Source organism: Cupriavidus sp. BIC8F, from assembly GCF_032465815.1.
Lineage (GTDB): Bacteria > Pseudomonadota > Gammaproteobacteria > Burkholderiales > Burkholderiaceae > Cupriavidus > Cupriavidus necator.
Map to the genome: position 1 here is coordinate 3307377 of NZ_CP136094.1, position 25309 is coordinate 3332685.

12 protein-coding genes, 1 tRNA gene and 7 pseudogenes are annotated in these 25309 nt (G+C 59.7%); 10 read left to right on the top strand and 10 right to left on the bottom strand.

Annotation, left to right across the window (positions count from 1 at the left end; genetic code table 11):
* Positions 1-28 precede the first annotated feature (28 nt).
* The 4 genes and pseudogenes from RS901_RS15315 to RS901_RS15330 all read left to right on the top strand — a co-directional run.
* Entirely contained in the window at positions 29-1378 is a 1350-nt protein-coding gene (locus RS901_RS15315; protein ID WP_425476451.1) for an IS4 family transposase, read from the top strand.
* A 134-nt stretch (positions 1379-1512) separates the two neighbouring features.
* Positions 1513-2430 carry an AraC family transcriptional regulator gene (locus RS901_RS15320; protein ID WP_316149641.1) on the top strand — a complete coding sequence of 306 codons (918 nt, stop codon included), beginning with the start codon at positions 1513-1515 and terminating at the stop codon, positions 2428-2430.
* A gap of 117 nt (positions 2431-2547) precedes the next feature.
* Positions 2548-2999 (top strand): annotated as a pseudogene (locus RS901_RS15325) (IS5 family transposase); the annotation flags it as partial.
* Positions 2992-3395 (top strand): annotated as a pseudogene (locus RS901_RS15330) (transposase); the annotation flags it as partial. The pseudogenes RS901_RS15325 and RS901_RS15330, both read left to right, overlap by 8 nt.
* A gap of 482 nt (positions 3396-3877) precedes the next feature.
* On the opposite strand, the gene RS901_RS15335 reads toward RS901_RS15330, so the two are convergent.
* From RS901_RS15335 to RS901_RS38855, 4 genes and pseudogenes are all read right to left on the bottom strand, one after another.
* Positions 3878-4759: an oxidoreductase gene (locus tag RS901_RS15335; RefSeq protein WP_316149642.1), complete on the bottom strand. Its 882-nt coding sequence runs from the start codon at positions 4757-4759 to the stop codon at positions 3878-3880.
* A gap of 406 nt (positions 4760-5165) precedes the next feature.
* Positions 5166-5510: a Tn3 family transposase post-transcriptional regulator TnpC gene (gene tnpC, locus RS901_RS15340; protein WP_316149643.1), complete on the bottom strand. Its 345-nt coding sequence runs from the start codon at positions 5508-5510 to the stop codon at positions 5166-5168.
* Positions 5503-8501, bottom strand: a pseudogene (locus tag RS901_RS15345) (Tn3 family transposase). The gene tnpC and the pseudogene RS901_RS15345 overlap by 8 nt, the downstream one beginning before the upstream one ends.
* Before the next feature lie 153 nt (positions 8502-8654).
* Positions 8655-8744, bottom strand: a pseudogene (locus tag RS901_RS38855) (hypothetical protein); the annotation flags it as partial.
* A gap of 179 nt (positions 8745-8923) precedes the next feature.
* On the opposite strand from RS901_RS38855, the gene RS901_RS15350 reads away from it, so the two are divergent.
* Both RS901_RS15350 and RS901_RS15355 read left to right on the top strand, forming a co-directional pair.
* The gene (locus tag RS901_RS15350; RefSeq protein WP_410054178.1) at positions 8924-9598 is read left to right on the top strand and encodes a LysR substrate-binding domain-containing protein; all 675 of its coding nucleotides are present in this window, start codon (positions 8924-8926) and stop codon (positions 9596-9598) included.
* A gap of 324 nt (positions 9599-9922) precedes the next feature.
* Positions 9923-13714, top strand: coding sequence for a PIN domain-containing protein (locus RS901_RS15355; RefSeq protein ID WP_316149645.1), 3792 nt, complete (start codon positions 9923-9925; stop codon positions 13712-13714).
* 132 nt (positions 13715-13846) lie between these two features.
* Here the strand turns inward: RS901_RS15355 and RS901_RS38860 are convergent, their stop codons facing one another.
* Both RS901_RS38860 and RS901_RS15360 read right to left on the bottom strand, forming a co-directional pair.
* Positions 13847-14164 carry a transposase gene (locus tag RS901_RS38860; RefSeq protein ID WP_410054179.1) on the bottom strand — a complete coding sequence of 106 codons (318 nt, stop codon included), beginning with the start codon at positions 14162-14164 and terminating at the stop codon, positions 13847-13849.
* A gap of 534 nt (positions 14165-14698) precedes the next feature.
* Complete coding sequence (locus RS901_RS15360) at positions 14699-15481, bottom strand: hypothetical protein (RefSeq protein WP_316149646.1); 783 nt, start codon at positions 15479-15481, stop codon at positions 14699-14701.
* Between the two features lie 1535 nt (positions 15482-17016).
* Here RS901_RS15360 and RS901_RS15365 point away from each other — a divergent pair.
* Both RS901_RS15365 and RS901_RS15370 read left to right on the top strand, forming a co-directional pair.
* Positions 17017-18519 (top strand): ISNCY family transposase, encoded by a 1503-nt coding sequence (locus RS901_RS15365; RefSeq protein ID WP_410054180.1) that lies wholly within the window; start codon positions 17017-17019, stop codon positions 18517-18519.
* 141 nt (positions 18520-18660) lie between these two features.
* A complete protein-coding gene (locus RS901_RS15370; RefSeq protein WP_316149648.1) occupies positions 18661-20184 on the top strand; it encodes an ISNCY family transposase in 1524 nt (507 codons plus the stop codon).
* A 147-nt stretch (positions 20185-20331) separates the two neighbouring features.
* Here RS901_RS15370 and RS901_RS15375 read toward each other — a convergent pair.
* The 3 genes and pseudogenes from RS901_RS15375 to RS901_RS15385 form a co-directional block, all read right to left on the bottom strand.
* Positions 20332-21141: pseudogene (locus RS901_RS15375) on the bottom strand (IS3 family transposase); the annotation flags it as partial.
* A 165-nt stretch (positions 21142-21306) separates the two neighbouring features.
* A tRNA-Ile gene (locus RS901_RS15380) sits at positions 21307-21394 on the bottom strand.
* A 277-nt stretch (positions 21395-21671) separates the two neighbouring features.
* Positions 21672-22158 (bottom strand): annotated as a pseudogene (locus RS901_RS15385) (hypothetical protein); the annotation flags it as partial.
* A gap of 685 nt (positions 22159-22843) precedes the next feature.
* Between RS901_RS15385 and RS901_RS15390 the strand changes: the two are divergent.
* Positions 22844-23512: a PAS domain S-box protein gene (locus RS901_RS15390; protein ID WP_316149649.1), complete on the top strand. Its 669-nt coding sequence runs from the start codon at positions 22844-22846 to the stop codon at positions 23510-23512.
* Positions 23513-23670: 158 nt separating this feature from the next.
* Positions 23671-24546, top strand: a complete 876-nt coding sequence (locus tag RS901_RS15395; RefSeq protein WP_316149650.1) for a transcriptional regulator — start codon at positions 23671-23673, stop codon at positions 24544-24546.
* A 307-nt stretch (positions 24547-24853) separates the two neighbouring features.
* Here RS901_RS15395 and RS901_RS15400 read toward each other — a convergent pair.
* Positions 24854-25207, bottom strand: a pseudogene (locus RS901_RS15400) (transposase); the annotation flags it as partial.
* Positions 25208-25309: the final 102 nt, after the last annotated feature.

The following is a 25309-nucleotide window of genomic DNA, read 5'->3' on the forward strand; positions in this document are numbered from 1 at the left end:
CGTTTACTGTCGCATTTTGGGTGACGCGTTGACGATTGAATCGACACACTGGGCAGCGACTGAGTTTGCCCACCTGGATCTCGGTGATGCGCGCCTCGACAAGCGAGCGAGGATGTTGATGGAGCGATTTGCGGCCGATCCGATGGCCAGCGTACCGAAGGCTTGCCACGGCTGGAGCGAGACCATGGGAGCGTATCGCTTCTTTGGCAACGACAGCGTTGACTGGCGCGATATTCTGGCGCCGCACTGGCAGCAGACCCGGCAGAGAATGGGGGCTGAACCCGTCGTGCTGTGTCTTCAGGATACGACGGAACTTGATTTTAACGGTCAAGGGGCTATCGGTCTGGGGCCGCTGAGCTATGAGGCGCAGCGGGGTATGTATCTCCATCCGACCTACGCCGTCACGCCGCAACGCGAACCGCTTGGTGTGCTGGACGCGTGGATGTGGGCGCGTGAGAAGCGGGATAAATTCGGCAAACGCGGTGGGCCAAAGGAAAGCTTGCGTTGGATTGAAGGTTACGAGCGCATCGCTGAAATGGCCCTGGAGCTCCCCAGCACGCGCTTGGTCTATGTCGCAGACCGCGAAGCCGACTTGATGGCGTTGATGCTGCATGCTCAAGAACTCGGTACGCCCGCCGACTGGCTCATACGTGCGGCCCACAATCGCTGCCTGCCGGATGGCGAGAAGCTGTGGCAGCGCACCATCAGCGGCAAGCCTATTGGCGAGATCGCTTTCACGATGGGATCGCGCCATGGCGTCAAGGCCCGCACCGTGCGTCAGCAACTCTGGGTGCAACGGGTTGATCTGCCAGCAGGTAAGGGCAAGACGGTCGCGGCGACGAGCATCGTCGCACGCGAGTTTGATGCGCCTGCCGGCGTCAAGCCAATCGAGTGGCGCCTCCTGACAAATCGCAGCGCAGCTAGTCTGGACGATGCGATTGAGCTTATTGACTGGTACCGCGCGCGCTGGGAGATAGAGACGCTGTTCAACATCCTGAAGAACGCCTGTCGCGTTGAAGCGCTCCAGTTGTCGGCGATAGAACGCCTTGAGCGCGCTTTGGCACTGTTCATGGTCGTCGCTTGGCGCATAGCGCATCTGATGCGGCTCGGACGCACTTGCCCGGACCTGGACGCTGACTTGTTCTTCGACCCGGATGAAATACGCGGCGCCTATCTGCTGACCCGTGTCAAACAGCCTGCTAAGCCAACGCTGAATGAAGTGCTTCGCCTGATTGCACGCCTTGGCGGCTTCCTCGGCCGGAAGAGCGATGGGGAGCCCGGCGTGAAGACGATTTGGCTTGGCCTGAAAGAAGTTCATGTCGCTGCGAAGACTTTGCGAGGATTACGAGTCGTCGATGATGGGGACAATTGTGTATAACCGCATGCTTTTAAGGTGGGATGGGGATGATGTGCGTGTGCATCATGATGCCGAACAGGTGTTTGAGTGTCGCTCGCGCCCTTGCTGCAACTATCGCGATATTGCGATTGAAATGGTGAATTTATGAGGCTGTCATGCAACATCTAGTGCATACTTCCGCAGAGGCGCTGGAAGAGCACATCCCCGGTGAGCTCATCAGGGAATACAAAGCGCAATCGTCCGAAGATGTGTTTGTGCAAGTCCTGTCGCGACATAGGACGCAAGACAGCGTCATCATTCCCGCGGTGCCCGAGCCGCTCATCGTCTGGATACTTTCCGGCGAGGCAGTAGTCGAAGAGCGCCCCTTGGGTGGGACCTGGTTGGCAAATGGCGTTAAGGCTGGCGATTTCTTTCTCACGACCGCTACGGAACCAACCGAGCTACGTTGGCGGGCCGGGGATGCGCAGCCGTTTACTGTCATGCACATCTACATCGGCCTCTTGCTATTGAAGCGTGTTATCAGGGAAATCCGAAACAAGGCGATGGGCGATTTCGCCTTGCGTGAAGTTTCCGGCGAAAGCGACGAAATGCTGTCGGGTTTGCTGGGTTTCATGTACCGCGAACTCAGTGAGCAGCACCAGGCCAGCGCGAGCGCAATACAAGGGTTGGCGCAGGTCCTTACCGTGCACCTGGTCCGCACATACGAAAAGGAGGTGTCACACCACCGAGTGCTGAGGGGAGGCTTGCCGGCCTATAAACTTCACCGTATCTTCGAAGTGATGAAGGAGAGTTTGTCCGAAGCATTCAACCTCGGCCAGTATGCGGAACTGGCGGGATTGAGCGAGTACCACTTTAGCCGCGTATTCAAACAAGCTACCGGTATGTCGCCGTCGCGGTATTTCATTCGACTGCGTATGGAGCAGGCAAGACGACTTCTACGAGAAAGCGGCAGCTCGATTGTCGATGTCGGTTTGTCGGTAGGCTACTCCAGCCCGAGCCACTTTTCGCAAGTATTTCGCAAGGAAACTGGCTTGGCGCCTGGTGAATATCGCGGCATGAACTCAGAATACTGAATCGATAAAAAAATCTCGACAGGGATCGAAATGACCCGAGCGGCGATGGACGGAGCAAATTGCATCATGGGCCCGTGCTCCAAACAGATGTGCTGAAGTACATTGTCCATCCACTATCGAAAGACTTGGCGCAAGGTCCATCTGGCGATGGATGCAAAGACCGGCCAGGTTTGCGCTGCCTTGATGACCCATCAGGACGTCGGCGATGGCGAAATGTTGTCCGATCTGCTCGATCAGATCCCGGCTGACACGCCGATCCACACCATCGGCGGCGACGGCGTCTACGACAGCAAACCGTGCCACGCGGCGATTGCCGCGCGCGGTGCGCAACCATCGATTCCGCCCCGCGAGGGAGCGAAGCCTTGGTCCGAGCGTACACTGGGTGCGGCCTGGCGTAAGACGCCGACGATGCGATCGAGAAAAGCAGCCGGCGCGAATGAAAGGCGTCCAGCAGCTACCATCGGCGCTCGCCGGCTGAGAACCTGATGGGTCGCCTGAAAACGCTCGCCGGTGATTCTCTGTGGGCGCGCGAAATCGGCTCCCAGGCCACCGAGGTGTCTATCCATGCGGTTTGTGCCCGTCAAATACATCGAGCAACAGGCGGTTCTCGCACTACATCGCGCCCGTCAAGGGTTCGTTCGCGCTCGTACTGCACAGGCCAACCGCGTCAGCAACGCTCGACCATTGGCCGCTTGGGGGCTGGTGCCAAGACAGCATTCGAGCGGAGGCAAGGCGAACTCAGCAAGCACGGCGATATCGCTTTGACTGTGATGGTGCACGGCGCACGGGCTGTCGTCCGCTACGCCTGCAACAAGGGCAATGCGTTCTCCGGCTGGCTCCGTCGCTTGCTGACGCGACGTCATAAAAATATTGTCGTGGTGGCTGTCGCTAACAGGAACGCTCGAGTTAAGTGGGCGCTGCTCACGCAAGGTAGTACGTTCCGCTTGGGTCCACGCGTCGTCTGAAGTCGGCGCGTAGGTCAAGCGGTCTAGGACAGGTTCCCCTCCACCAGGAGATTGCTCGGGCAGTCATGACGTGATGGCAAGATAGGTTGGGCCGGGATCGGGAAACTCTGGCCTGTCACAGACGCTTCGAGCGCGAGATAGTGATTAGAGCCCGATCAACAGATTCCATCAGGGGCAGAGGCATTCGCCTCCGCAAAAGTCCGGATATACGGCCACAATCTCGATCATCGACCCGTCATCAATGAAGGCCTGGCAAAACGGGGCGTCCATGTATGTGAGAGCGCTGGGGGGTGACCCAGCCCTCACCCTACTCAATTTCAGTGAGTAGTGTCGAAGATGGGTCGTGATCCGGGCCGCACATCGATCTCGGGAGTCCGTTGCGCGGCAAGCGATGCCTCTTGCGCTACGGAGGACGAGATCTGAGCATCCGTCCGCGTTTGCCAGCTGGGGAATGTGGCGAGAGCGCGCAGGGCTGCGTGATTTCAGGATGACGCCGTATGGCTAGGCGGCTGCCAAGGGCGTGCGTCCTCATAGTCGCCGTCGGTGGCGATGGATCGATCTCGCCAGGCTTCGATATCGATGCGCATTGCGGCCAATTTCTTCAGCACGACCTCGAATGCCGCGGTGCCGGCCACAAAGCGCAACGGGGGGTGAGGGTGGTTCGCCAGTTCCACGACAGCCGCTGCTAGTTTCAATGGGTCGCCTGCTTGGCGTCCATTGCGCGCTTCAAAGGTCGCCCTGATCGTGTCGCGGGTGGGCGCGTAATCTGGCAACTCGGCCCCTGCAACCTGGAGCGAGCGGGCGGACAGGAAATCCGTGCGGAATGGCCCAGGGGCGATGATCGTCACACGAATACCGAACGGGGCAAGCTCCTCGGCGAGCGCTTCGGAGAAGCCTTCCACTGCGAACTTGCTGGCACAATAAAGCGGACTGAATGCTGATCCGCGCATGCCAGCCAGGGACGACAAATTGAAGATGCGACCAGCGCGCGCCGTTCGCATCGCTGGCAGCACGGCGCGGGTGACGTGCATCAGTCCGAAGACATTACTGTCGAACTGCATATTGACATCCGCTGCAGTGGCTTCTTCGAAAAAGCCTAGATGACCGTATCCTGCGTTGTTGACTAGGACGTCGATGCGTCCGAACTGTTGAAGCGCCGCGTCGACCGCGGCCTGCACTTCAGCTTCGCGGGTGACGTCCAAGCGCATTACCAGCAAATGATCGTCTTCTTTGCTAAGCGCTGCGCGCACATGGTCCGGATCGCGTCCCGTCGCCACTACCCTGTCGCCGGCGGCCAGCGCGGCCTTGGCAATTTCGGCGCCCAGTCCACGGCTTGCTCCAGTTATAAACCAAACTTTTTGCATTATGCCCTCCTTGTTAGTGAAGCCATACTACGAAAGTGCACTTATTTCTTGAAGGCGTATTCCTATTTGTTGTTTGCCTGATTCTCTAAATTGGGCAGCCGCAAGCCGCGGTAGCGTAAGGAGCGACTGCCTGACTGTTCGTATCTGGCAGTCGGCGGATGGTGTGTGGGGTTAATCGGTCCCAGATAGGGGAACGTGCCTGGCCTCCGACCAAGATACGCCCAATCCGCTATCATAAGCCCCCCGGTTATGATGAATCCGCTTAACTGTGCTCCTTTGATATAAGGCGGGCGATTGAGGCGTACGAAGGCTTTTCTTGTTCTCAGCCGGGAGAAAGGCGCGAAGGCAGTACAGGATGGACTGCCGGCAATTGAAGGGCAGGGCAGCTATCGATGCAGCAAGCCTGTCACGCGTCGTCAGATGGTCGGAGAAGCTCTAGTGGGCGGAGCACGTGCACCGCGTGCTGGAGCACCCGTATCAAGTCTTCCAGTTCCTCCAAAATGCTCTCGGCCTGCTCGACCAAGCCTGGATTCGCTGCTCCCGAGACGAGACTGGCACCATTGAGAACCGTATGGGCCGTGCCATGTAATTGGAGTAAGTCGTCGCGAATACCTTCTGGCTCGCACAATCGGGTTCGAATCGTATCAACGAGGTCCACAATGCGCAGGATCTCCCTGGTGTCGAAACTGTCCCGCAGGCAGCGCAAGGCCTCGGTGTCAACCGGGTCATAAGGGGTCTGGGTGTTAGGCATGGCGTGGTTTCCGAACGGAGAATGCTGGGGCAGCGAAAATACTGTCGTGGATCCAGGCCTCTGGAGTCCGCTCAAGGTTTAGCTTGTAGCGCCAAAGCGCTTGATGTTGCTGGTGAGATATGGGCTGAGGAAGCTGATGTCGTCCACGTCGACCTTGATACCGTCCTTTTCCATGGCACGAAGCGCCTGCATCATGTCGGCGGTGTTCTGAAGGATCACTGCGGAGGCGATCAGATCGTTGTAGCGCAATCGCTTTTGCTGCTCGTCGGGGTCGTTCACGGGCAGCACATCGCCGCCGAACGAGAACCACTTGGCAAAGCCATTGTAGGACTCGATCTTGTTGGTCGTCGCAGTGATTTCTTGGCGCAGTTCGCGGTTTCCGATCCACTCCAGCAAGAACACGGTGCGAACAACCTTGCCCAGTTCTTGGGCGGCCAGCAGGAGGCGATTCTTGCGACTATCCGATCCCAAGCGGCGCAGCAGTAGGGGAGAGGATATGGTTCCGGCCTGGATCGACAATGCGACCTGCATCAGATCCTGCCAGTGAAGGGTGATCAAGTCCCAATCCACCGCGGCCGAAAAAAGGCGGTCAATGTGACGATATTTGGAGGTGGAATCGGCTCGGTAGAGTTTCAGATCCTGCCAGTTACGAATCCGCGGCATTAGGTTGATGCCCAGCAGGTAGGTAAAGGCAAAAACGGCAGCTGACTGGCCCTGGGTGTCGGCATGCACCGTGTCTGCCTCCACGCTCAGGCCTGCCTTGAGCAAGCCTTCGATGACGTAGACCGCCTCCCACACGCCGGGCGGGATGAAGTGTCGGAATACGGCGATGTAGTTGTCTGCGACATGCCGGTAAGCCACCGCGCCCTTCTTGCGGTAGCGGAAGTGGTAGCCCGTGAGCAGGTTATTGTCGTAGAAATCGTATTGCGTGCCGTCAGCCGCCACGGTCTTACCGTCCCCCCAATGCTTGGGCAGGTCGAACTGGAGATACAACTCGATCAATTCGCGCTGCGCGGTTTCAAGGCGTTCGAGACTCATATGCCGCCGATTGACGAATGACATCATGTGCGGCGTCACCCGTTCGCCCATGTGGCGAGCTGCCTGCGTGGGGTCGAGATTGCAACCCATCGCGAAGATCGTCAGCAAGTAGCGCTCGGCGGCATGGCGGATCTTGGGATCGCTGCCGGAGAGCGGGCCGAAGTGGCGCGTGAAGTGGGTCCAATGCTCGATGTTGGCCAGGACGTCCAACAGGTTGCGGTTCGGCATGTGGCCGATCAGCGTCTGCTGAAGCGCAAGCGCGCTGGCGGGGATTTCCTTGGCGACGGTCCGACGGAGTACCGGCTCGCCCTTGCGGCCAATGGTGACGTGCTGACGCTTGCTCGGGAAGCTGTCGTCCAAATTCTGTGCCGTCGCAGCCAACCACTCACGTAGGTGTGCAACGAAATCTTGCGCGTTGGCCGGCATCTCCAGCTTGGCGCAGTAGTCAGGGAGGCGCCGCTCGCATTCACGCCAGGGCAACAGATGCAGCCGGTAGTCGGCATACGCGTCTGAGCCGACGACACAGAGGTCGCCAGAGCGCAATTCGCCGGCCATATGCGAAAGTACGCAGAGCTCCAGATGGCGCCGATTGATGCCAGGCCCCAGATTGTCAGCGCGATAGACGAGCTTGCTCCAGCGCTCCGAGGCGAAGCTCAGATCGACGTCGGTGGAAAGCCACTCGCGGTGTAGCGCCGCATTCTTCAACACCACTGCCAGTGCGGCCAGCAGGGTGCACGACTGGGTGGTTGACTGCCACTTCAGCACTTCGGCGAGGCGTAACATTACCGAGCGGCGCGGGCGAAAATGCCGCCACAAGAGGGGCAAGTAGTTGTTGCCGCTGAAGGCGCGGACCTCGGCGCAGCTCTCGCGTAGCGGCTCCAAATCGCCTGAGGGGGCAAGAAGGCGACGTACCTCCACGCCGATCTGAGCATCGTCGTCGCCCTGGGCGACGATCTCAACCACGCCATCGAGCAGCGCGACGAGCTTTTCCATTTGCGCGCGCCGGCGCGACTGGATTTGCTGTAATTCCTCCCGTGCCCGCTTGTGAATGGCGCTCATGCGCCGGATAAACATTTCGGCGAGATCGTCCCGTACTCGTACCCGCATTTGATTGAGGAGCGCCACCATCAGCGTATAGCGCTTCTCCGGCAAGATCTCCTTGAGATTGGCCGCGTCCAGGCTCATGGCCTGGCTCGCCAAGGACCGCAGCTTCGACGCCGGCACGCCTGCAACGGTCTTGGAAAAGTCGCCAATGGTGTCCAGCCAGGTCAGATGCTCGATAAGCAGAGTCAGGTGCTTGCGCGAGGGACGCAGCGCGTGGCGCTTGATGTTGTGATAAGCGGTCTGACGGCTCGCCAGGTCTCGGGTCAGCAGCCGGTCAAGCCGGTTCCGCTCGTCCTCGGACAGGCGTCGTGTGATACGACGAAATAGGGCCGTTTGCGTGCGAGCGTGGACCTGCTCGACGATGGCATCCAACGTGGAGAAGGATGGCAGTTCGATCTGACGCAGGACCAGGGCGTCAATCGTCGCGTTGATGATGTCAACCGGCTGGTCCATCGTTTCGGCGGCGTCGCGCGCGGCGCGCATAGTAACCTCGTTGGCATCGGTGCCGAGGTAGGCCTGGATGCCAAGGAACTCTCGCACCGCCCTGTAGTGCCGGAACAAGGTCGGCGACACCTTTCGGTCATAGCCAAACCTCGTACCTGGGTTCAGGCCGGCGCTGATGCGTACCAGCTCCGTCACGCTGGCAGGAATTGTGTCAAGGTCCGGGAAGTGGTGTAGCTGCTGAAAGACCTTCAGGAGCACCAGCAGACCGAGTCGCGATTCCTGCCCGCGAGTGGACCGGGTCGCCCAGTCCAGCTCCTCCGCGCTGGGTGTGTAGCAGGCCCGCAATTCCTTGAGGGAAAAGACCTTCGGGAAACGCGGGTAGGCGGTGCGCTCGACGGTGGCCATACAGGATCTCAACAATCGCTGAAAGGCCGGCCAGCCTAGCTGGGGCAGATGACAGTTTGCTCCTTATGTCCGCAAGTAATGAATGTTGCTATCTTTATAACCGAAAGGCTTATGATAGCGGTTTGGGCGTATCTTGGTCAGAGGCCTTTCTGGTGCCTCTCCTGCGATCTCGGTCGAATTTGCGTAACCGATGTAGGGGTTCAGCGCGGTAACGAGCACGATGGACCTGTCCGATGCAGCGCGTCGTATTCACCGCGCTGGCGTCCGAGAATTTCCAGCAAGATTGGGTAGGCGTCGAGCTGGTTGACCGTGGCACCTACCCGGTTGCACTGACGCCCGCTGGCCGCAGGTTCTGCGAGCAAAACAAAAAATCCGTCGGTGGCATAACGGAACTGCGTTCGGAATGGCGTCAGGAAGCAAAGATGCCAGGCCGTTCCATCCAGATCGCCGCCGGCTATACGCTATCGTTGACGTTCTTACCGAAGTGGTTAAAGCAGTTCCACCAACAGACGGGTAATTTCAATGCGCGGGTCGTTGCAGCGAACGTTCACGATGCCGTCGTCGCACTGGCTGAAGGCAGTTGCGACTTGATGATCGGCTATCATCATCCACTCGTGCCTTTCCTGCTCGACCGCGACAAGTTCGCTGGCATCACGTTGGGCCATGAGGATTTCATCCCTGTATCTGCGCCAGACGACCGCGGCAAACCTATCTTTTCACTGCCGGGCACGACCGACGCTCCGCTCCCATACCTCGCGTACACGGCCACGACATTCATGGGGCGCGTTGTCGATATGATCTTGAACAGTGCCGACGCACCGTACCATCTGCGAAGCTGCTACGAGGCGGACATGGCGATGTTGCTGATGAAGATGGTCGTCGAGCGATACGGCATTGCGTGGTTACCGGTAAGCGCTGTCGCAGAGGAGATCGCAGCGGGACGCCTCGTCCAGGCGGGACACGACACCTGGACTGCCCAATTGGAAATCAGGTGCTACCGCGCGATATCCAACGCCAATGCTACGCTGCAAGACCTGTCGCAGTCATTGGACAATACCGCATCGTGTGAGCATGTCGAAAATGATGCTCCAGTCTGAACCAGCGGCAAAGGAGAGGGGAGTCACCGGGATTTGTTGAGAGAATGCGGGAAGCAACGACCACGGGATGGTTGCAAGAGGTCACCCGTCGACACAGAACTAGAAAGGCCTACAGAATGCGCGCGTTCGAGATCGAGATCTCAAAGCCAACGAATGCTGACAGCTTCGAAAACATGTGCACGGATGTCTACGGTGTCGTGTTCGAGGATCCGACCCCCAAAGAGGAACGGCAGATCAGGGCAGAAACAAGGCGGCGTAGACATTTTCGTCACGTCAAGAGCCGGTCGGGTTGGCATCCAGTGTAAGCGGTATGTCGACGGCGGCGTGACCACCAAGACCATTGATGATGAGGTTGCCGCCGCCGACGCGGCGGGTTGGAAAATTGTACGCCTCATAATTGCCACGACCGCGGCAAGCGACACGGCGCTCGTCAAGCACGCACAACAAGTCAGCGACCTACGGCAGGCCAATGGGCAATTTTCGGTCGAAGTGGAATCGTGGACCGAGATATGCAATCACATCCAGCGGTACGACGCATTGCATCCGAAATACGCCCTAAACAGCGCGGGCGGTGCCATTGCGGTGCTACGTGAGCAGGGAGAAAGGACCGGGGCGCAGATCGCTGCCATGCCTGCGACGATGGAAGCGACATTCAAGGCGGCACTATTGCAGATGTTGCCTACAGGTCGGACAGATTCACCGAATGGGCTTGTGACGAGGCAGCTTGACAAGGTGAACGAACTCCTGCGCGGCCTGAAATTTCAGGCCGCGCAGGAATTGCTTGCCATTCTCGAAGCCGAGATCGCGAGTTTCGACAGCCATCAGAAGGCGCGGTGGACTCTTCAGAATGGTATCGCACACTGGCAACAGAATCGTGAGGAAGTCGCTGCCGAGTGGTTTCTACGTGCCTATGATCTGTTTGAGGATGACGAGCGCATCGCCGCGAACAAAATCCGAGCGCACATCATCCAGGGAGACCTCAAGCTTGCCAACGCTGAAGGAAAACGGCTGCTAGGCCTATTCCCGTTTTCGCTCCATGTTTGGCTAGCGGCTACCAATGCTCGAATCTGCGAGAACGAGGACTTGACGGAAGCCGAATTGCCGGCGCGTTTCAGAGAAGAAGCCGACGCGTTGCAGATGATGGCCTATGCCTTTTATCGGCAACAGAGCGACTTTGCGGTAACCTACGCACGGCGAGCTTTGCGCGCAAAGGACGCAGGCCTCTTCACCCGAAAAGGAGCCGCAGGCATCATCGTTAGCGTCGCAGGAAAGGACGGGATCAGCGCGGACTTTGACGCCTACTCCGAAGATTTTCGTGAGGGTCTCGCTGAGGTAATCGCGGCGTTTGAGCCTGCGGCAACCGAACTGTGGCGGATTGAAAATTGCCAGCACAGGGCCGAGGCTGCCTCGCACGTGGCGCTTGCCCACATGCTAACCGGCAAGCCTGGCGTGGCGCTTGCCATATGCGAGCGAATCGAGACGGAGATCCCCGAGTATGCCGATAACTTGGCCGCCCTACACATCGGATCCTTGCTCTTCCTCTGCCGGCACGAGGATCTTGTCAAATTTTCCGTAGCTCACCTCAATGCGCTGGACGAAGACGGATTGCTCCTTGCCGCCGAAACGGCTGCAAACCGAGGCGAATCCGAGGCATTTGCTCGCATCACTCACGCACTGCGCGAGCATGCGCCGGACGAGAAACCGGTTGTCAAGCTGCTTGAAATGGTGTGCGCGTGCAACTCTGGCCAATCCGAAAAGGTGATCAAGGAAGTCAGTGAGACGCCCGCTGATGGCCTTGATCTGATTACGCTCAACGCCTTTGCGGGGCTGATGTTTAACGCCGGCCGCGACAGCGAAGCACAACGGTTTGTCGAGGTCATAAAGAAGCGAGTCTCCACCCATTCGAGTTCGCGCGAGCGTCTGATCGTCGCGGATATTTTGATTCGCGCCGATCAGTTCTCCGATGCCGTCGGCCTCTTGGAGTCGGTGGACCCCAGCGGACGCAGCCTACCTATTCAGAAGCGACGGCTTCGTGCCCTGTTGTTTGGTGGGTTCCGTCGAAAGTCAAAAGACCTCCTCGAAAAGGTGCCACCCGAATGGCTTTCCGATGACGCCTTCCGCCGCCTAGCGATGGGCGTCGCGCAGGAAGCGAATGACTGGAGCCGGCTCGAACTACTTGCAAGGCTGCATCGCGAGGCCCACCCTGAGCGGGCAGAAGCATGGGGCTTCTGGTACCAAGTTGTCCTTCATACCAGACCACCCGCACAAATCCGGAACGCCTTCAGTGAGGCGCCCGAGCGTCTTACGGGAACCTCGAAGCAGATCGCGCACTTGGCTGCGGCTGAGCTGCAGTATGGCAAGCCAGAGGTCGGATACGCGAGGCTCTATCGCATGTTCCGCTCGAACATGGACGACGTCAGTGCCGCCTCAGCCTATCTAACGGGAGTTTTGATCGGTCACCGAGCCAGACACGGCGGAACACACTTTCCGGAGGTGAGGCCTGGCTCCATGGTGACGCTTGAGGGCGCGGACAAGAGCATTGTAAAGATCGTGATCGATCCTGCGGGCATGACTGACCTGCCAAAATCTGCAAGATTCCTTGCTGCGGACAGTGCGCTGGCGAAAACGATGCTGGGACTGGCATGCGGCGATACGGTCGACATCGAGGGCTCGTTCGATGTTCGTAACTTCACGATTCGTGAGATCAGCGATGCCCATCAAGGACTTGGGGAGTATGCGCACGAGCTCTTGTCTATATCGTTAGAACCCGCCCCTGGTCTTCAGCTTTTCAGACTGACCGAGAAGGAGGATGGGAACCTGGATGTCGCGCCCATCCATGAGCGGCTCAAGGCGCAATCGCAACGTAGCAAAGCGGTAATGGAGCAATACGCCGAGAGCAAGCTTCCGCTTGGCTTGTGTGCGCAAATGATCGGCGCCGATGGCATGCAGATGGTCTTCAGTTGGGACCAGCGCAACCCTCCGCTCGCAAGCGGTGTCACCACTGCGCTAGAGCTAGAGGCCGCAAGTGAATTGTTGCTCGACCAATCGTTCCCCGTCGTGATGGATGCGATGACGCTGGCTGAACTTGTCCGCTTTGGGCAGAGTGATCTTCTCTCAGTGTTGCCACGGGTGTATGTTTGCCGAGGGACCTACGATCGATTCAAACAAGCGGAAGTCGAGGCGTTGGATTCTCGCGCAGAGGGACACGCGGCTGATATAGATGGGCAGTTCGCGTTTTTGCCTATGACGGAAGAAGCGCGCAAGTGGAAGGCGAGCCAATATACCGAAGCATTGAGGCTCATGGAGGAGTACTGCGAAGTTTGCCCGGTGTATGGGCCGGAACAAATGCCCCAAGAGCTCATCCTTCTGAAGGATCTTCTCGATACGGACACCTATGACGCGCTCGCATTGTGCCTCGAGAAGGGGGCAGCCCTGTTCTCAGTGGACGAGCGCCTTAGAAACTGGGTCTACGGTGAGTTTGGTATCAAGGGCACATTCCCCTATCTCGTGGCAAGGAAGGGCTTGCAGGACGGCAAGATCTCGCGTGGTGATCACGCAGGATTCGTCCTCAACTCGGCGCTGCACAATCGTACAGTGTTCGCCCTTCATGCAGAGGACGTCTTTTGGGGACTTCAACAGCCGCAGATGGCGGCGAGGACGCTCGCGTTCGTTGCCACTCATCTTGGCACGGCGCTCAATCGCCGGTACGCGATCGGCCTTGCTCGCGACCTGATTCACGGAATGCCACATGTGTCCATGCAGTACGGCGCAGTTGTGGAGTTCGTGAAATTTGTCGCCAATGGCTTGTTTCGCAGAAAGGATAACGTCATCGGAATGCGCGAGGGCTTTGTCCTTTGGTTTCGGCAAGTCGCCAACATGTTGTTTCCTCACACCTCGCTGTATCCCGCTGCACGAGAGATTCCCAGGGAGGAACGGGCCGAATTTCTCAACGTGCTCGAGCATGGCTTAGAAACGGGAATTGCATTGGCCGGGGAGGGCGGCGCGATAGAGCCGCCCGCGATCGGAGCGCTCTACGGCAAAACCGGCTTCGTCGTTCATCAGCCAAATGCGAAAGCGCTCACAAACGTCACGGTGTCACCGGCGACGGCAAGCTAACAAGAAGCCACGGGGCAATGCGTAGCCGAGAGCAGAGCAGGCCAGCTTTCGTCCGTGGTATGACGGACGGCCCGCCGATCTGGCGATTGGTGCGCCGCAATGCGTCACGCTTCGGCTATTTGCGCCCCACAGCTATGAATGGGTTCGGTCTCGGTAGAAATCCCCGGACGATCCAATCGGCTCCGGCATCGGCGGCGATGCCATCTCTATGGGCAGGAATAGTTCGGCCGGCTCGGATGCGGACGCCGCGGCCCGCTCCTGATCCCGCCGCCACTTCGACACAAGATTCGCGTTCAAGCCATGCGCTCGTGCAACTTCTGCCAGTGAGCGCGTCGGGTGCCATGTATCGCGTGCGGAACGCCTTCGTGTAATTCTTGAAGCCTCGTCGGCGACCCCGCGCCTTGAGTTCCATTTCTTCTGGTTCCCACCAAATTCTGGTGGGAACCAGATTGCCGCCTAAGGCTCTTCATGAACAGACGGTGCTGGGGCCACGCTTACCATAAATCCGGGGTTGGGTGGAGTCTTCAAATCAACGCGTCAGCCTGTCGTGACGCTGACGTTCGCTGGAGGTATTTCAGCGGCCTGCTAAGGAGAGTGAAATGTCCCGGTTCGATCGTCGCCGCTTTGTCAAAACTGCAGGTTCGCATGGCACCGAGTGCCGCGTCCGGTGGTCTGGTCCTGCCACGGATGGCCCGCTGCCAAGCGTCGAAAGAATCGTATGAGCAGCGGGCAGCTTCATCGGCTCAGCTTGTCTAGGAGTCGTCCTCGTTGGTGTCATCCTCCTCCAGGATTCCGACGCCCCCGCATTTTTGGCAGACGGGAAGTGTTACCGTTCCCTCTCCATAGCACTCGTGGCACTGCGCAAAGGGATTGTCTTCCTCGGGGTCAAAGCCGGAGCCAGCACACGCCGAGCACTGCGCCTCGACATCGGAACCGCGGCCATGGCAATCGGGACAGAGCAATTTGCGTTGCATGATCCCTCCCTCAAGCCCTAAGACCAATCAGATGAAAAAGCCGCTCGCTCTCGTCGTTCGCTACGAACTCGCCCTTGAGACTTTCAAGGACGATGCTATCGCCGTGCTTGGCTTCGAGATACAGACCATCTTCGTCAACATCGATCCGAAATTCGCCAGTTTGCCCGGCACGGCACCGCAGGAACGCTTGAACGATGTAAGGAGAATATCGCTTTAGGAGGTCGCGTTTGCTGTCCATCGCCTGCAAGGCTTCGAGCATACCGGGATCGATGGCGTGTTTGGACAGGATATGGTTCATGAACCGGGTCGGGGCACACAGGTTCGCGTAGCTTCCGTAGCCCCATCGATTCGCAGTTGAGTCCAAGGCGCCGACAAACGATTTGAGTTCGCTGAAGGATCGATGGCGATACTCCACGGCGAAGGCGTGAAGTCGGGCGGCGGATGATCCTCGAAGGTAACGCCGGTCTGCGTCGTACTGCATCAGATTGTCGGCAAAATCCCCGGTCACCAATCGAATCAATTCGATATCTTCTTCCGAAGTAGGCGTCTTCGGATCGAACTCGATCTTGAAGAAGAGGTGCCGTCGATTGAAGTCATCGATGGTGTCTTGAATGTCCTTGACTCGGGCCTTGACGGTGCGTGTATAGGCGCCGCCATCAGAAACCGCCTCCGTCATGGCCGCCTTATTGACCGGTAGCATCGGGAAACCGAAGAAGGCCGCCAGGCAGACGTGCTCGGGATTAAGGATGCTGAAGGACTCGACGGACGGCGGCTGGTGTCGAGAATACTTCACCGATTTCGAATTCCTGAGAGGGCGGGGAGGATCCCAACGTTACGCTCTCTTCCTTGGGAAGGCGTAGACATCCTGCCGAGCATCTGTGTTCATTCGAAAATACATGACCCTCAACCAATGAGGACTAGCCTTCCTATACCGAGCAGCTTCATCGGGATATTTGTGTTCGATCTTGTCGGCAACGAGGTTCAAAGCCCTTTTGACTATTCCATAGATCGAATCTCGGCCCAACGGAACAACTGGCCTCTCTTCGTGAAGTCGGCATACCAGGGGGACTGGTGAAGGAGGAGGAGGTAAGGGAACACCACGTGCAGCCAGATATCGCCAGACTGCATACTTGGCCGAAGGATTCAGGTCAATGTACCGTGCCCGCTGCCCCCTTGCGCTCCTCAAAGAAAGCGACCACTTTTCATCCCCGAGACTAGGCGCTTTGTAGTAAAAGAGATCCGACAGACGGATTCGCGCCAACTCCTCGCCTCTGACACCCGTATTTCCCATGAACAGAATCACGAAGAGCATCCTTTCCGCCTCTTCATGTGCTGGATGGCCCACCGGGAACTTCGCGCACTCTGGCTCGAGTTCTCGAATCAAGCGATCAAAAGACAGAAAAGACAGGGATCTCGAGGGCTTCTGGGGTCCCGTGGCACTTTTTTTCCGAAGGAGTCGCCTCTCGCGGAAGAGATTATATTGGATGTGCCGGAAATCGACCAGAAACGAAAATAGGCTTTCCAAGACTCGAAAAGCGAATGAACAGCTCGAGTCTGACAAGGCTCCCTCGAACGGACGCCAATCTCCGGCAGCGCGACGACGATTGCGCATCCCGCACCAGTGGTCTGGCGGATCCCGGAGAAACGCTTCATAGGAGTCTAGGTCTGACTGGGTGATTTCGGCCAACAGCTTTCGATCGACGAATAGCACCCAGCAGTAGAACCGATGGGCTTCCTTTTCATAGGCCCGCTCCGTAGCAGAGGTAGTAAATCCGGACAGCCACTGCAGCACAGTCCCCAGTTCCTGATAGGCGCCATCGCGTAACGTGCGATCGGCCGGATCGCAAGGATGCTCTGGTTGGCATAGAGTTCGAAGATCCCTTAGCGAAGAAGGAAACGGAGAGATGGTCATCTCATCTGCTTGAGCGGCCATGGAAGCTCCTGCGGCACCTATGCGTTGGGCATCATCTCACGGGTCGAAGGCGTTTGGCTGATAATGAAACTGTGGGCAATACGAGATGCAAATGAAAAAGTATGTTTGTTTTGGCGAGTATGAGCCGAAGAGCATTCGGACACAGATTTACGTCGCCATCAAACATAGTTTTGCGTCTTTCGACTAGAAGACGTTGCTGCAAATCAGCGGCCCGCAGTAGCCACGCTTAAAAAGCGTTGCCGTGATTTAACATAATATACATTATGCGAGTAACGCCTGTTGGCGCCAGATTCTAATGTCCGTTTATAGCCAGATTCAAATGTCCGAGTTGGTCCGGGTAACCTGTACGGCCTTGAGCCAGCCAGGGAGCCGCCATGCGACCGGACACGATCACCATGACGATGCGTCAATTGGACCGGCTCAAGGTCCTGCAAGCCTTGGCAGACGGTCACTTGAAGACAGGCATTGCGGCGGCTCGGCTGGGACTCAGCACACGGCAAACGTTGCGCTTGCTTCGTCGGTACCAGGTCGGAGGTGCGCCGGGCTTACAGAATCGCCGGCAAGGCGCTCCGGGTCATCGCCAGTTGCCGCCCGGGCTGGAGTCCCGCGTGCGTGGCCTGATCCGCGACACCTACGCCGACTTCGGCCCGACCCTGGCGGCTGAGAAGCTCAGAGAACGCCATGGTATCGACCTGGCCACGGAGACGGTGCGCCGGATCATGATCGACGCCGGTTTCTGGGTGCCGCGCAAGTTGCGCCCGCCCAAGGTGCACCAGCCGCGCAACCGCCGCGCCTGCCTTGGCGAGCTGGTGCAGATCGACGGCAGCGACCACGCCTGGTTCGAGGACCGGGCGCCGGCGTGCACGCTGCTGGTCTACGTCGATGACGCGACCGGCAAGCTGATGCAGCTGCGATTCGTGCCGAGCGAATCGACGCCGGCGTACTTCAGCGCCACGCGTGACTATATCGAGCGCCACGGCAAGCCGATGGCGTTCTATTCCGACAAGTTCAGTGTCTTCCGGGTCAATGCCCGGGACAGCGCCGAAGGCCGCGGCTACACCCAGTTCGGGCGCGCGCTGTTCGAGCTGAACATCGACATCCTGTGCGCCAATTCGAGCCCGGCCAAGGGCCGTGTCGAGCGGATGAACGGCACGTTGCAGGACCGGCTGGTCAAGGAACTGCGCTTGCGCGGCATCAGCACCATGGCCGCGGCCAACGACTTTGCCGCGCATTTCATGGCCGACTTCAACGCCCGCTTTGCCAAGGTGCCCAGGCGGGACTTCGACGCCCACCGGCCGCTGCGTGGCGACGAGGACCTGGCGCGCATCTTCAGCTGGCGCGAGTGGCGCAAGGTGTCACACAGCCTCACGCTGCAGTACGACAAGGTGCTGTACCTGCTCGAGGACCGACCCGAACACCGGCGCCTGATCCACCGCTATCTCGAGGTCGCCGAGTACCCGGACGGCAGGGTTGAGTTGTGGGCCGACGGCGCGTCCCTGCCCTACACCACCTATGACCGGCTCGGCGAGCTCGACCAGGGCGCGATCGTCGACAACAAGCGGCTGGGGCACGTGCTGGCCATCACGGCGCAGGTGCAGGCGCAGCGCGACAGTCGCCAGCAGGCGGGGCCGTCGCGCACGCTGCAAGGCGAACCGGCCCGGCCCCATCGCGCGCCGCTGAACGTCAAGCGGCAGCGTCTGATCAACCGGCTCGATCTCGAGCGCGCGATGGCGGCGGCACCGCTGCAGCGGAACGCGGACATTTTAACTTTGCCTACCGTGAATCCACCGCCCCACCCTGGGCCAGACTCGGTCACGTCAGGCCAGCACCACCGCCCTACCATCCCCCCACAAAAGCATCCAACCCCGCACAAAAAGCACGCCCGCACCGACATTTGAATTTAGCGGAGGGGGCGACCTTTCAAAACCCACTGGACAACGCCTGTTGGCGCCAGATTCTAATGTCCGTTTATAGCCAGATTCAAATGTCCGAGTTGGTCCGGGTAACCTGTACGGCCTTGAGCCAGCCAGGGAGCCGCCATGCGACCGGACACGATCACCATTACGATGCGTCAATTGGACCGGCTCAAGGTCCTGCAAGCCTTGGCAGACGGTCACTTGAAGACAGGCATTGCGGCGGCTCGGCTGGGACTCAGCACACGGCAAACGTTGCGCTTGCTTCGTCGGTACCAGGTCGGAGGTGCGCCGGGCTTACAGAATCGCCGGCAAGGCGCTCCGGGTCATCGCCAGTTGCCGCCCGGGCTGGAGTCCCGCGTGCGTGGCCTGATCCGCGACACCTACGCCGACTTCGGCCCGACCCTGGCGGCTGAGAAGCTCAGAGAACGCCATGGTATCGACCTGGCCACGGAGACGGTGCGCCGGATCATGATCGACGCCGGTTTCTGGGTGCCGCGCAAGTTGCGCCCGCCCAAGGTGCACCAGCCGCGCAACCGCCGCGCCTGCCTTGGCGAGCTGGTGCAGATCGACGGCAGCGATCACGCCTGGTTCGAGGACCGGGCGCCGGCGTGCACGCTGCTGGTCTACGTCGATGACGCGACCGGCAAGCTGATGCAGCTGCGGTTCGTGCCGACCGAATCCACGCCGGCGTATTTCAGCGCCACGCGTGACTATATCGAGCGCCACGGCAAGCCGATGGCGTTCTATTCCGACAAGTTCGGTGTCTTCCGGGTCAATGCCCGGGACAGCGCCGAAGGCCGCGGCTACACCCAGTTCGGGCGCGCGCTGTTCGAGCTCAATATCGACATCCTGTGCGCCAATTCGAGCCCGGCCAAGGGCCGGGGCGAGCGCATGAACGGCACGTTGCAGGATCGCTTGGTCAAGGAGCTGCGCCTGCGCGGCATCAGCACGATGGCCGCCGCCAATGCCTTTGCCGCGCATTTCATGGCCGACATCAACGCCCGCTTTGCCAAGGTGCCCAGGTGGGACTTCGACGCCCACCGGCCGCTGCGTGACGACGAGGACCTGGCGCGCATCTTCGGCTGGTGCGAGTGGCGCAAGGTGTCACAGAGCCTCACGCTGCAGTACGACAAGGTGCTGTACCTGCTCGAGGACCGACCCGAACACCGGCGCCTGATCCACCGCTATCTCGAGGTCGCCGAGTACCCGGACGGCAGGGTTGAGTTGTGGGCCGACGGCGCGTCCCTGCCCTACACCACCTATGACCGGCTCGGCGAGCTCGACCAGGGCGCGATCGTCGACAACAAGCGGCTGGGGCACGTGCTGGCCATCACGGCGCAGGTGCAGGCGCAGCGCGACAGTCGCCAGCAGGCGGGGCCGTCGCGCACGCTGCAAGGCGAACCGGCCCGGCCCCATCGCGCGCCGCAGAACGTCAAGCGGCAGCGTCTGATCAACCGGCTCGATCTCGAGCGCGCGATGGCGGCGGCACCGCTGCAGCGGAACGCGGACATTTTAACTTTGCCTACCGTGAATCCACCGCCCCACCCTGGGCCAGACTCTGTCACGTCAGGCCAGCACCACCGCCCTACCATTCCCCCACAAAAGCATCCAACCCCGCACAAAAAGCACGCCCGCACCGACATTTGAATTTAGCGGAGGGGGCGACCTTTCAAAACCCACTGGACATCTGGTGTTAGCCGGTTTTTCTAATGTCGTACGCGGGCCAAACAGTCCTCTAACGTAAAGCTGTCCGGTGACCTTGCCCCTGTTTCACGAATCCCATAGCCGAGGCAATCAGGCCGCTTGCCCTTGCTGGGCAGCGACCCAGGTCCTCTCGAACGTCATGGGACTAACGTAGTTCAATGTCGAATGCAACCGACGGGCATTGTAGAAGCCGAGCCAGTCAACGATTTCGTCCATTGCCGCACGTCGTGTCTCAAAGTGCCGACCGTGAAGCCGCGCGACCTTCAGTGAGCGCCACAGGCTTTCGGTCGGCGCATTATCCCAACAACCCCCGCGCCGACTCATCGACGAACGCATGCCATATGCCTTGAGCGCGTCCTGAAACAACCCGCTGCAATACTGGCTGCCACGGTCGCTATGCACAATCACGTCGGCCTCAGGACGGCGCCGAAACCGCGCCATACGCAGCGCATCGGTGACAAGCTCGGCCTTCATGTGCGGCTGCATAGACCAGCCCACCACCTGCCGGCTAAACAGGTCAATAATGACGGCCAGGTACAGCCAGCCTTCGGCCGTCGCCACGTACGTGATGTCACTCGTCCACACCTGATTTGGTGCCGTCGCCGTGAAGTTGCGCCCCAACAGATTTGGCGCGACCGGCAGGCCGTGATTCGAGTTCGTCGTCGCAATGTACTTGCGCTTGTGCCGAGCACGAATGCCGTGCTGGGCCATCAGCTTACGCACGCGCTCCTTGCCTACACGCACGCCGCGCGCAAGCAGCTCTTTCCACATACGTGGCCAGCCGTACTCGCCTTTCACCTCCGCGTGAATCGCCTTGATATGCGCCAGCAGTGCATCGTTGCTCATGCGGCTTTGGAGGGGCTTGTCCCGGGCGGTACGTTGGCGCCGCTGATGGAAGCCAATTTGACGAGGGATGTTGACGCGGTATGGAGCGAGTAGCGCCTCGCCAGTCAGCCGGGTAGATCGAAATCGCGCCACGGCCGGGCGTTCATCCACGGCGATCCGGCCAAAGGATACGCTGCTCAGTTCCTCCTCATCGAGCAGTAACGTCAGACTCAAGAGTGGTGGTGGGCCGGGTGGGATTCGAACCCACGGTGGGATGTCTCCGGCGGATTATGAGTCCGCTGCCTGCAACCAACACGGCGTCCGGCCCTGTAGCGACGCGCGAGATTCTACCCTGAAGTTCGCAGAATTTGCCATGACCGCCTCTCGGTAGCGAACGGGGCGAATGCGGGCCGGACGGGCATCGAAACGACGGAAAGGGGCGGCAGCTTCGTCTTTCTGACTTGGTCGCCGCATGACACCTGCAGATCGTCGATCGTCGAGCCCAGTGTGCCAGACTCAAACCGCACCTGGCGTTCGATGCGGACAGTCGTCGCTACGATAGCAAACTGCTGGGAGGGGCTGCAGCCTCCGACTTTGCGGCATTGGCGGATCTTGTCAAAGCCATCAGCCGCCCAGCGGGCGGCGCTGTCGCGCGTCAGGCGAAAGTCGGGTGACGGTTGCAATCACATCCCCGAACGGGTCCACTGCCGTGAGCGTACCGAAGGGTTCGAATTCATCTGGCGTGATGACGAGCTTGACGGTCAAGGTTCCGGAACCGGTCTCGAGATCGCACTGCTTGTTGAGTTGAGCGTGCAGTTGCTGTTCATGCCGTCGGATGACTTCCGCGGCAGTCTTGACCAGCGTCTGGTGGGCGGTGGCATCTAGCGGCTTCGGATCGACCTTGTTTCGACCCATGGTCCAGGGACCGACAAGTGCCGGCTCGGCGCTGCCATCCCGGATCATCTCGACGGCCCAGCCATCGCTATCCTCGTTCGTGATAACCCGGGCAGTCCAGCCCTTGTCTCGCCAAAGGCGGGGCTCGTGGATTGCAGAGGCTTCGTACTCAAGAAGAGAGTCGTCGGGGTGGTGCATAAATCTTGTCGCACTGGTCGAGGAACCCATATTCAGTGCCTCATACAATATGACCCAGGCAAAATAGACGGTTGATCCATGCCGGCGCTGAATTGCTGAAGATAATTGGCTCGGCCAGCATTGGGCTGGGCGCAAGCGGTGCGCCCGGCTTCCTTCCGTCATCGACCGGTTGGCGAAGTATCGTACCAGCCGAGGCAACGATTATGCCGAAACGTCGGTTGTCGCTACGGTCGGAACCACTTTCTTGGCCGGCGCCCGCCGCCTTTGCCTTCTTCGCCGCGAGTCTATCCTTTGCGGCAGGCTTTCTTTTGGTAACTGCGCTCGTCTGAGTAGTAGTTGCTTTGGTTGCTGCGGCCAAGTTATGCGCTGCAGAGCATAATCACGATTACCCGGCCGGACCTCGATAAGAATCAACAAGCCTAGGAACGCCACCCGCCGCTCGCCCACCCTTTGACATTTGTCCGTAATGCCGTGGACAAGGGGTCGCCTCGCATCTTGCTCGACAAGTTCACCCTCCGTGTACCCACCGCGTGTACTTGCAGCGCAGTCATCTGCTCAACCGGATGGTGCAAGCTCGTCTGCCCCCAGATATCCCCGAGGTAAAATCGCAAGCACCTCTGGCGTCCAAGGAGGGGCGCCCCCAACCCTAATAACAAATATGGCAACACTGCCCCCAATGCACGTCATGGACCTGCTGCTCGACGCGATCTGCGTCGTCGACCGCGAAGGCCGTTTCCTGTCCATCACAGGGGCTTGCGAAAGCATCTTTGGCTACAGACCGGAGGAAATGCTGGGCAAGCCCATGATTGACTTCCTCTTTCATGAGGATCGGGAGAGAACCCTGAAGGCTGTCGAACGGATCGAGGCTGGTTATCTGCAGCGTCAGTTCGAGAATCGCTATGTGCGCAAGGACGGCAGTATCGTGCACATCATGTGGTCGGCGCGCTTGTCGGAATGCAAGAACCAGCGGGTGGCCGTCGCCCGCGATATTTCGGACCGTGCACAGGTGCCGCCGGAGGAGCGGCTGCTGTCCGATAGCTCGTCGGCAGAGGCACCCTGGCGACTATCGGATGCACCCCCTACCCTGATTCCGCCTGGGTTCGCGCCCATTCCGCTGTCGGCGCAGGATTACATGGTCCTGCACGCACTTGCCAGTGGCGACGAATGCGTGACACGCAAGGCCATTGTGCGGGCGCTTGGAGAGGATTTCCTCCATTATGACCAGCGCCGGCTGGATACCCAGATGCGCCGCCTGCGCCGCAAGGTTGAGCAGGCGTGCGACCTGCAGTTGCCGGTGTCGACGGTGCGAGGCAAAGGTTACCGGGTCTATCAGCGGATCGAGATCGACGGCTAGGGCAGGGAGCTCCCCCAGTGCCGCATGGTCGGGCCGGTCTGCTCAGATTTGCTCAGACAACGCCGGGGACGGCGCTCTTATTATTTCGGGCTTGACCATCAAGCCGGACGAACATTCGTCCTCTGATCTTGCTCGCGGACCATCAGAGATTGAATCGGATGCAGCAGATCCAGCTTCCCGCACTGAGTCAGGCGGAGTTGGACATTGCATTTTCATCGTTTGCGGGGATGGATGGCGGCAACCCGGCCGCCGCGATCTGGGTGTGCGATGCGGCCCCCCTGCATGGCTACGTACCGCTGTCAGTTGCGTTGCGCCCGCAGCAGATACCCGCGGCATGGGATAAGGCGTTCCGTTGGCGCCATGCGCATCTGCTGCCGCGGTGGCAAACGCATTACCGCATTGCACGGGTGTTGGCCGCCGCGCGGGCAGCCGCCTTGCCGCCAGGGCGCACGCCGATCACTGCACAGGAGTACTTTGACGGCTATCTCTATGCGCCGCGCGGCTGGGACTTCAAGCTAAGTCTTTTCCCGCTGCCTGAACGACCAGATCAAGCCTTGCCTTGGCGCAAGGTTTTCCGTGAGCAGCCAGTATTGCGCGTCAAGTCGGAATATCTTCGTCTGTGCCGCCTCGGCGGGCGCTTCCGCTTCATCTCGTCGCTGCGCCGCCAGTATCGCCCCCGCGTAGTATTGTGCCTGGGCGAACGCCACGCGCACGATTATCAGCGTGCATTCGGTTTCGAGGACGTGGAGCGAAACGATTTGTTCTTGAAGCCGGCTGATTTGGCGCGGCGCTTGCAAGTTTTCGAGCACGATCAGACGACGCTGGTACTTAGTCCACCGTTTGCCGGTGCGCATGGGCTGAGTTCCGACGTGCAGCTCGACGCGCTGGGAGCCTTTTTGGCACAGTGGCTTCGCCCGACAGACTTTCCGCCGCGCCTGAGCGTCGCCGAACAGTCGCGCGATGCGGAGCCGGCCAGCATGGCTTTGGCAGCAACCTGTGAGCTCGCACTGACCGAAGCAGCGATCGCCGCCTAACAGCTGACGCGTGGCCGCCTCCCAAGGGCGGCAGACTGCGCGGCAAGCATGGCCAAAGAGGTAACGGAGTCGGAGTCATGACCAGACCCAGCGGCTGTTCAATATAGATCGACAAGGGCTCGTTATCGTGCCCTATTACCACGCTGCGGCGACGCCGGTCTCACGCCGTTCCCGGCCCACTCCTTGCGGTTGACCGCGTGGACGGCAACGGCAGTAGCCGGCTGCTGCCGCTCGCCTGGTTCGTGCGGCGGCTGCTCGAACGACTGGTTCAAGCCGAAAGCCGCCCGCTGCTAAATGCGCGCATATCGGCCATTGCGGACATATGCTTCGGCATTAGCCGGGGCTCGAAACTGCCGTCCCGGGCGCGCGGCACGTCGATGGGCAGTTCGCCGAACTCGCCCTTGAGGGTCTTTCGGCTGCGCCCGTTTCGGGTGTTGCCGGTCGGATTGCCAACCGGTTCGTTCTTGCCGTGCCCCAGGCCCTAGGTCATCTCGGCGTCGAGCGCCCGCTCCACCAGCAGCTTGGTCAGTTGCCTCAATAGCCCGTTATCGCCAATCAGGTCTTCAGGCTTGATGCAGTTCGCCAGCAGCCCAGCGATGAGTTCTTTGGGTACGGCGTGCTTCGGTGCAGACCTTGTGTCTCCAAAGTCAGATGGCGACAGTTCCCCGCCAAGAGCCGATACCAAAAATTTAGGACACTCAGTTACTGAAAAGGCCACCTTCTGACAAGGCAAGGACTACGGCAGCGCCTCGCCCCTTTTTGC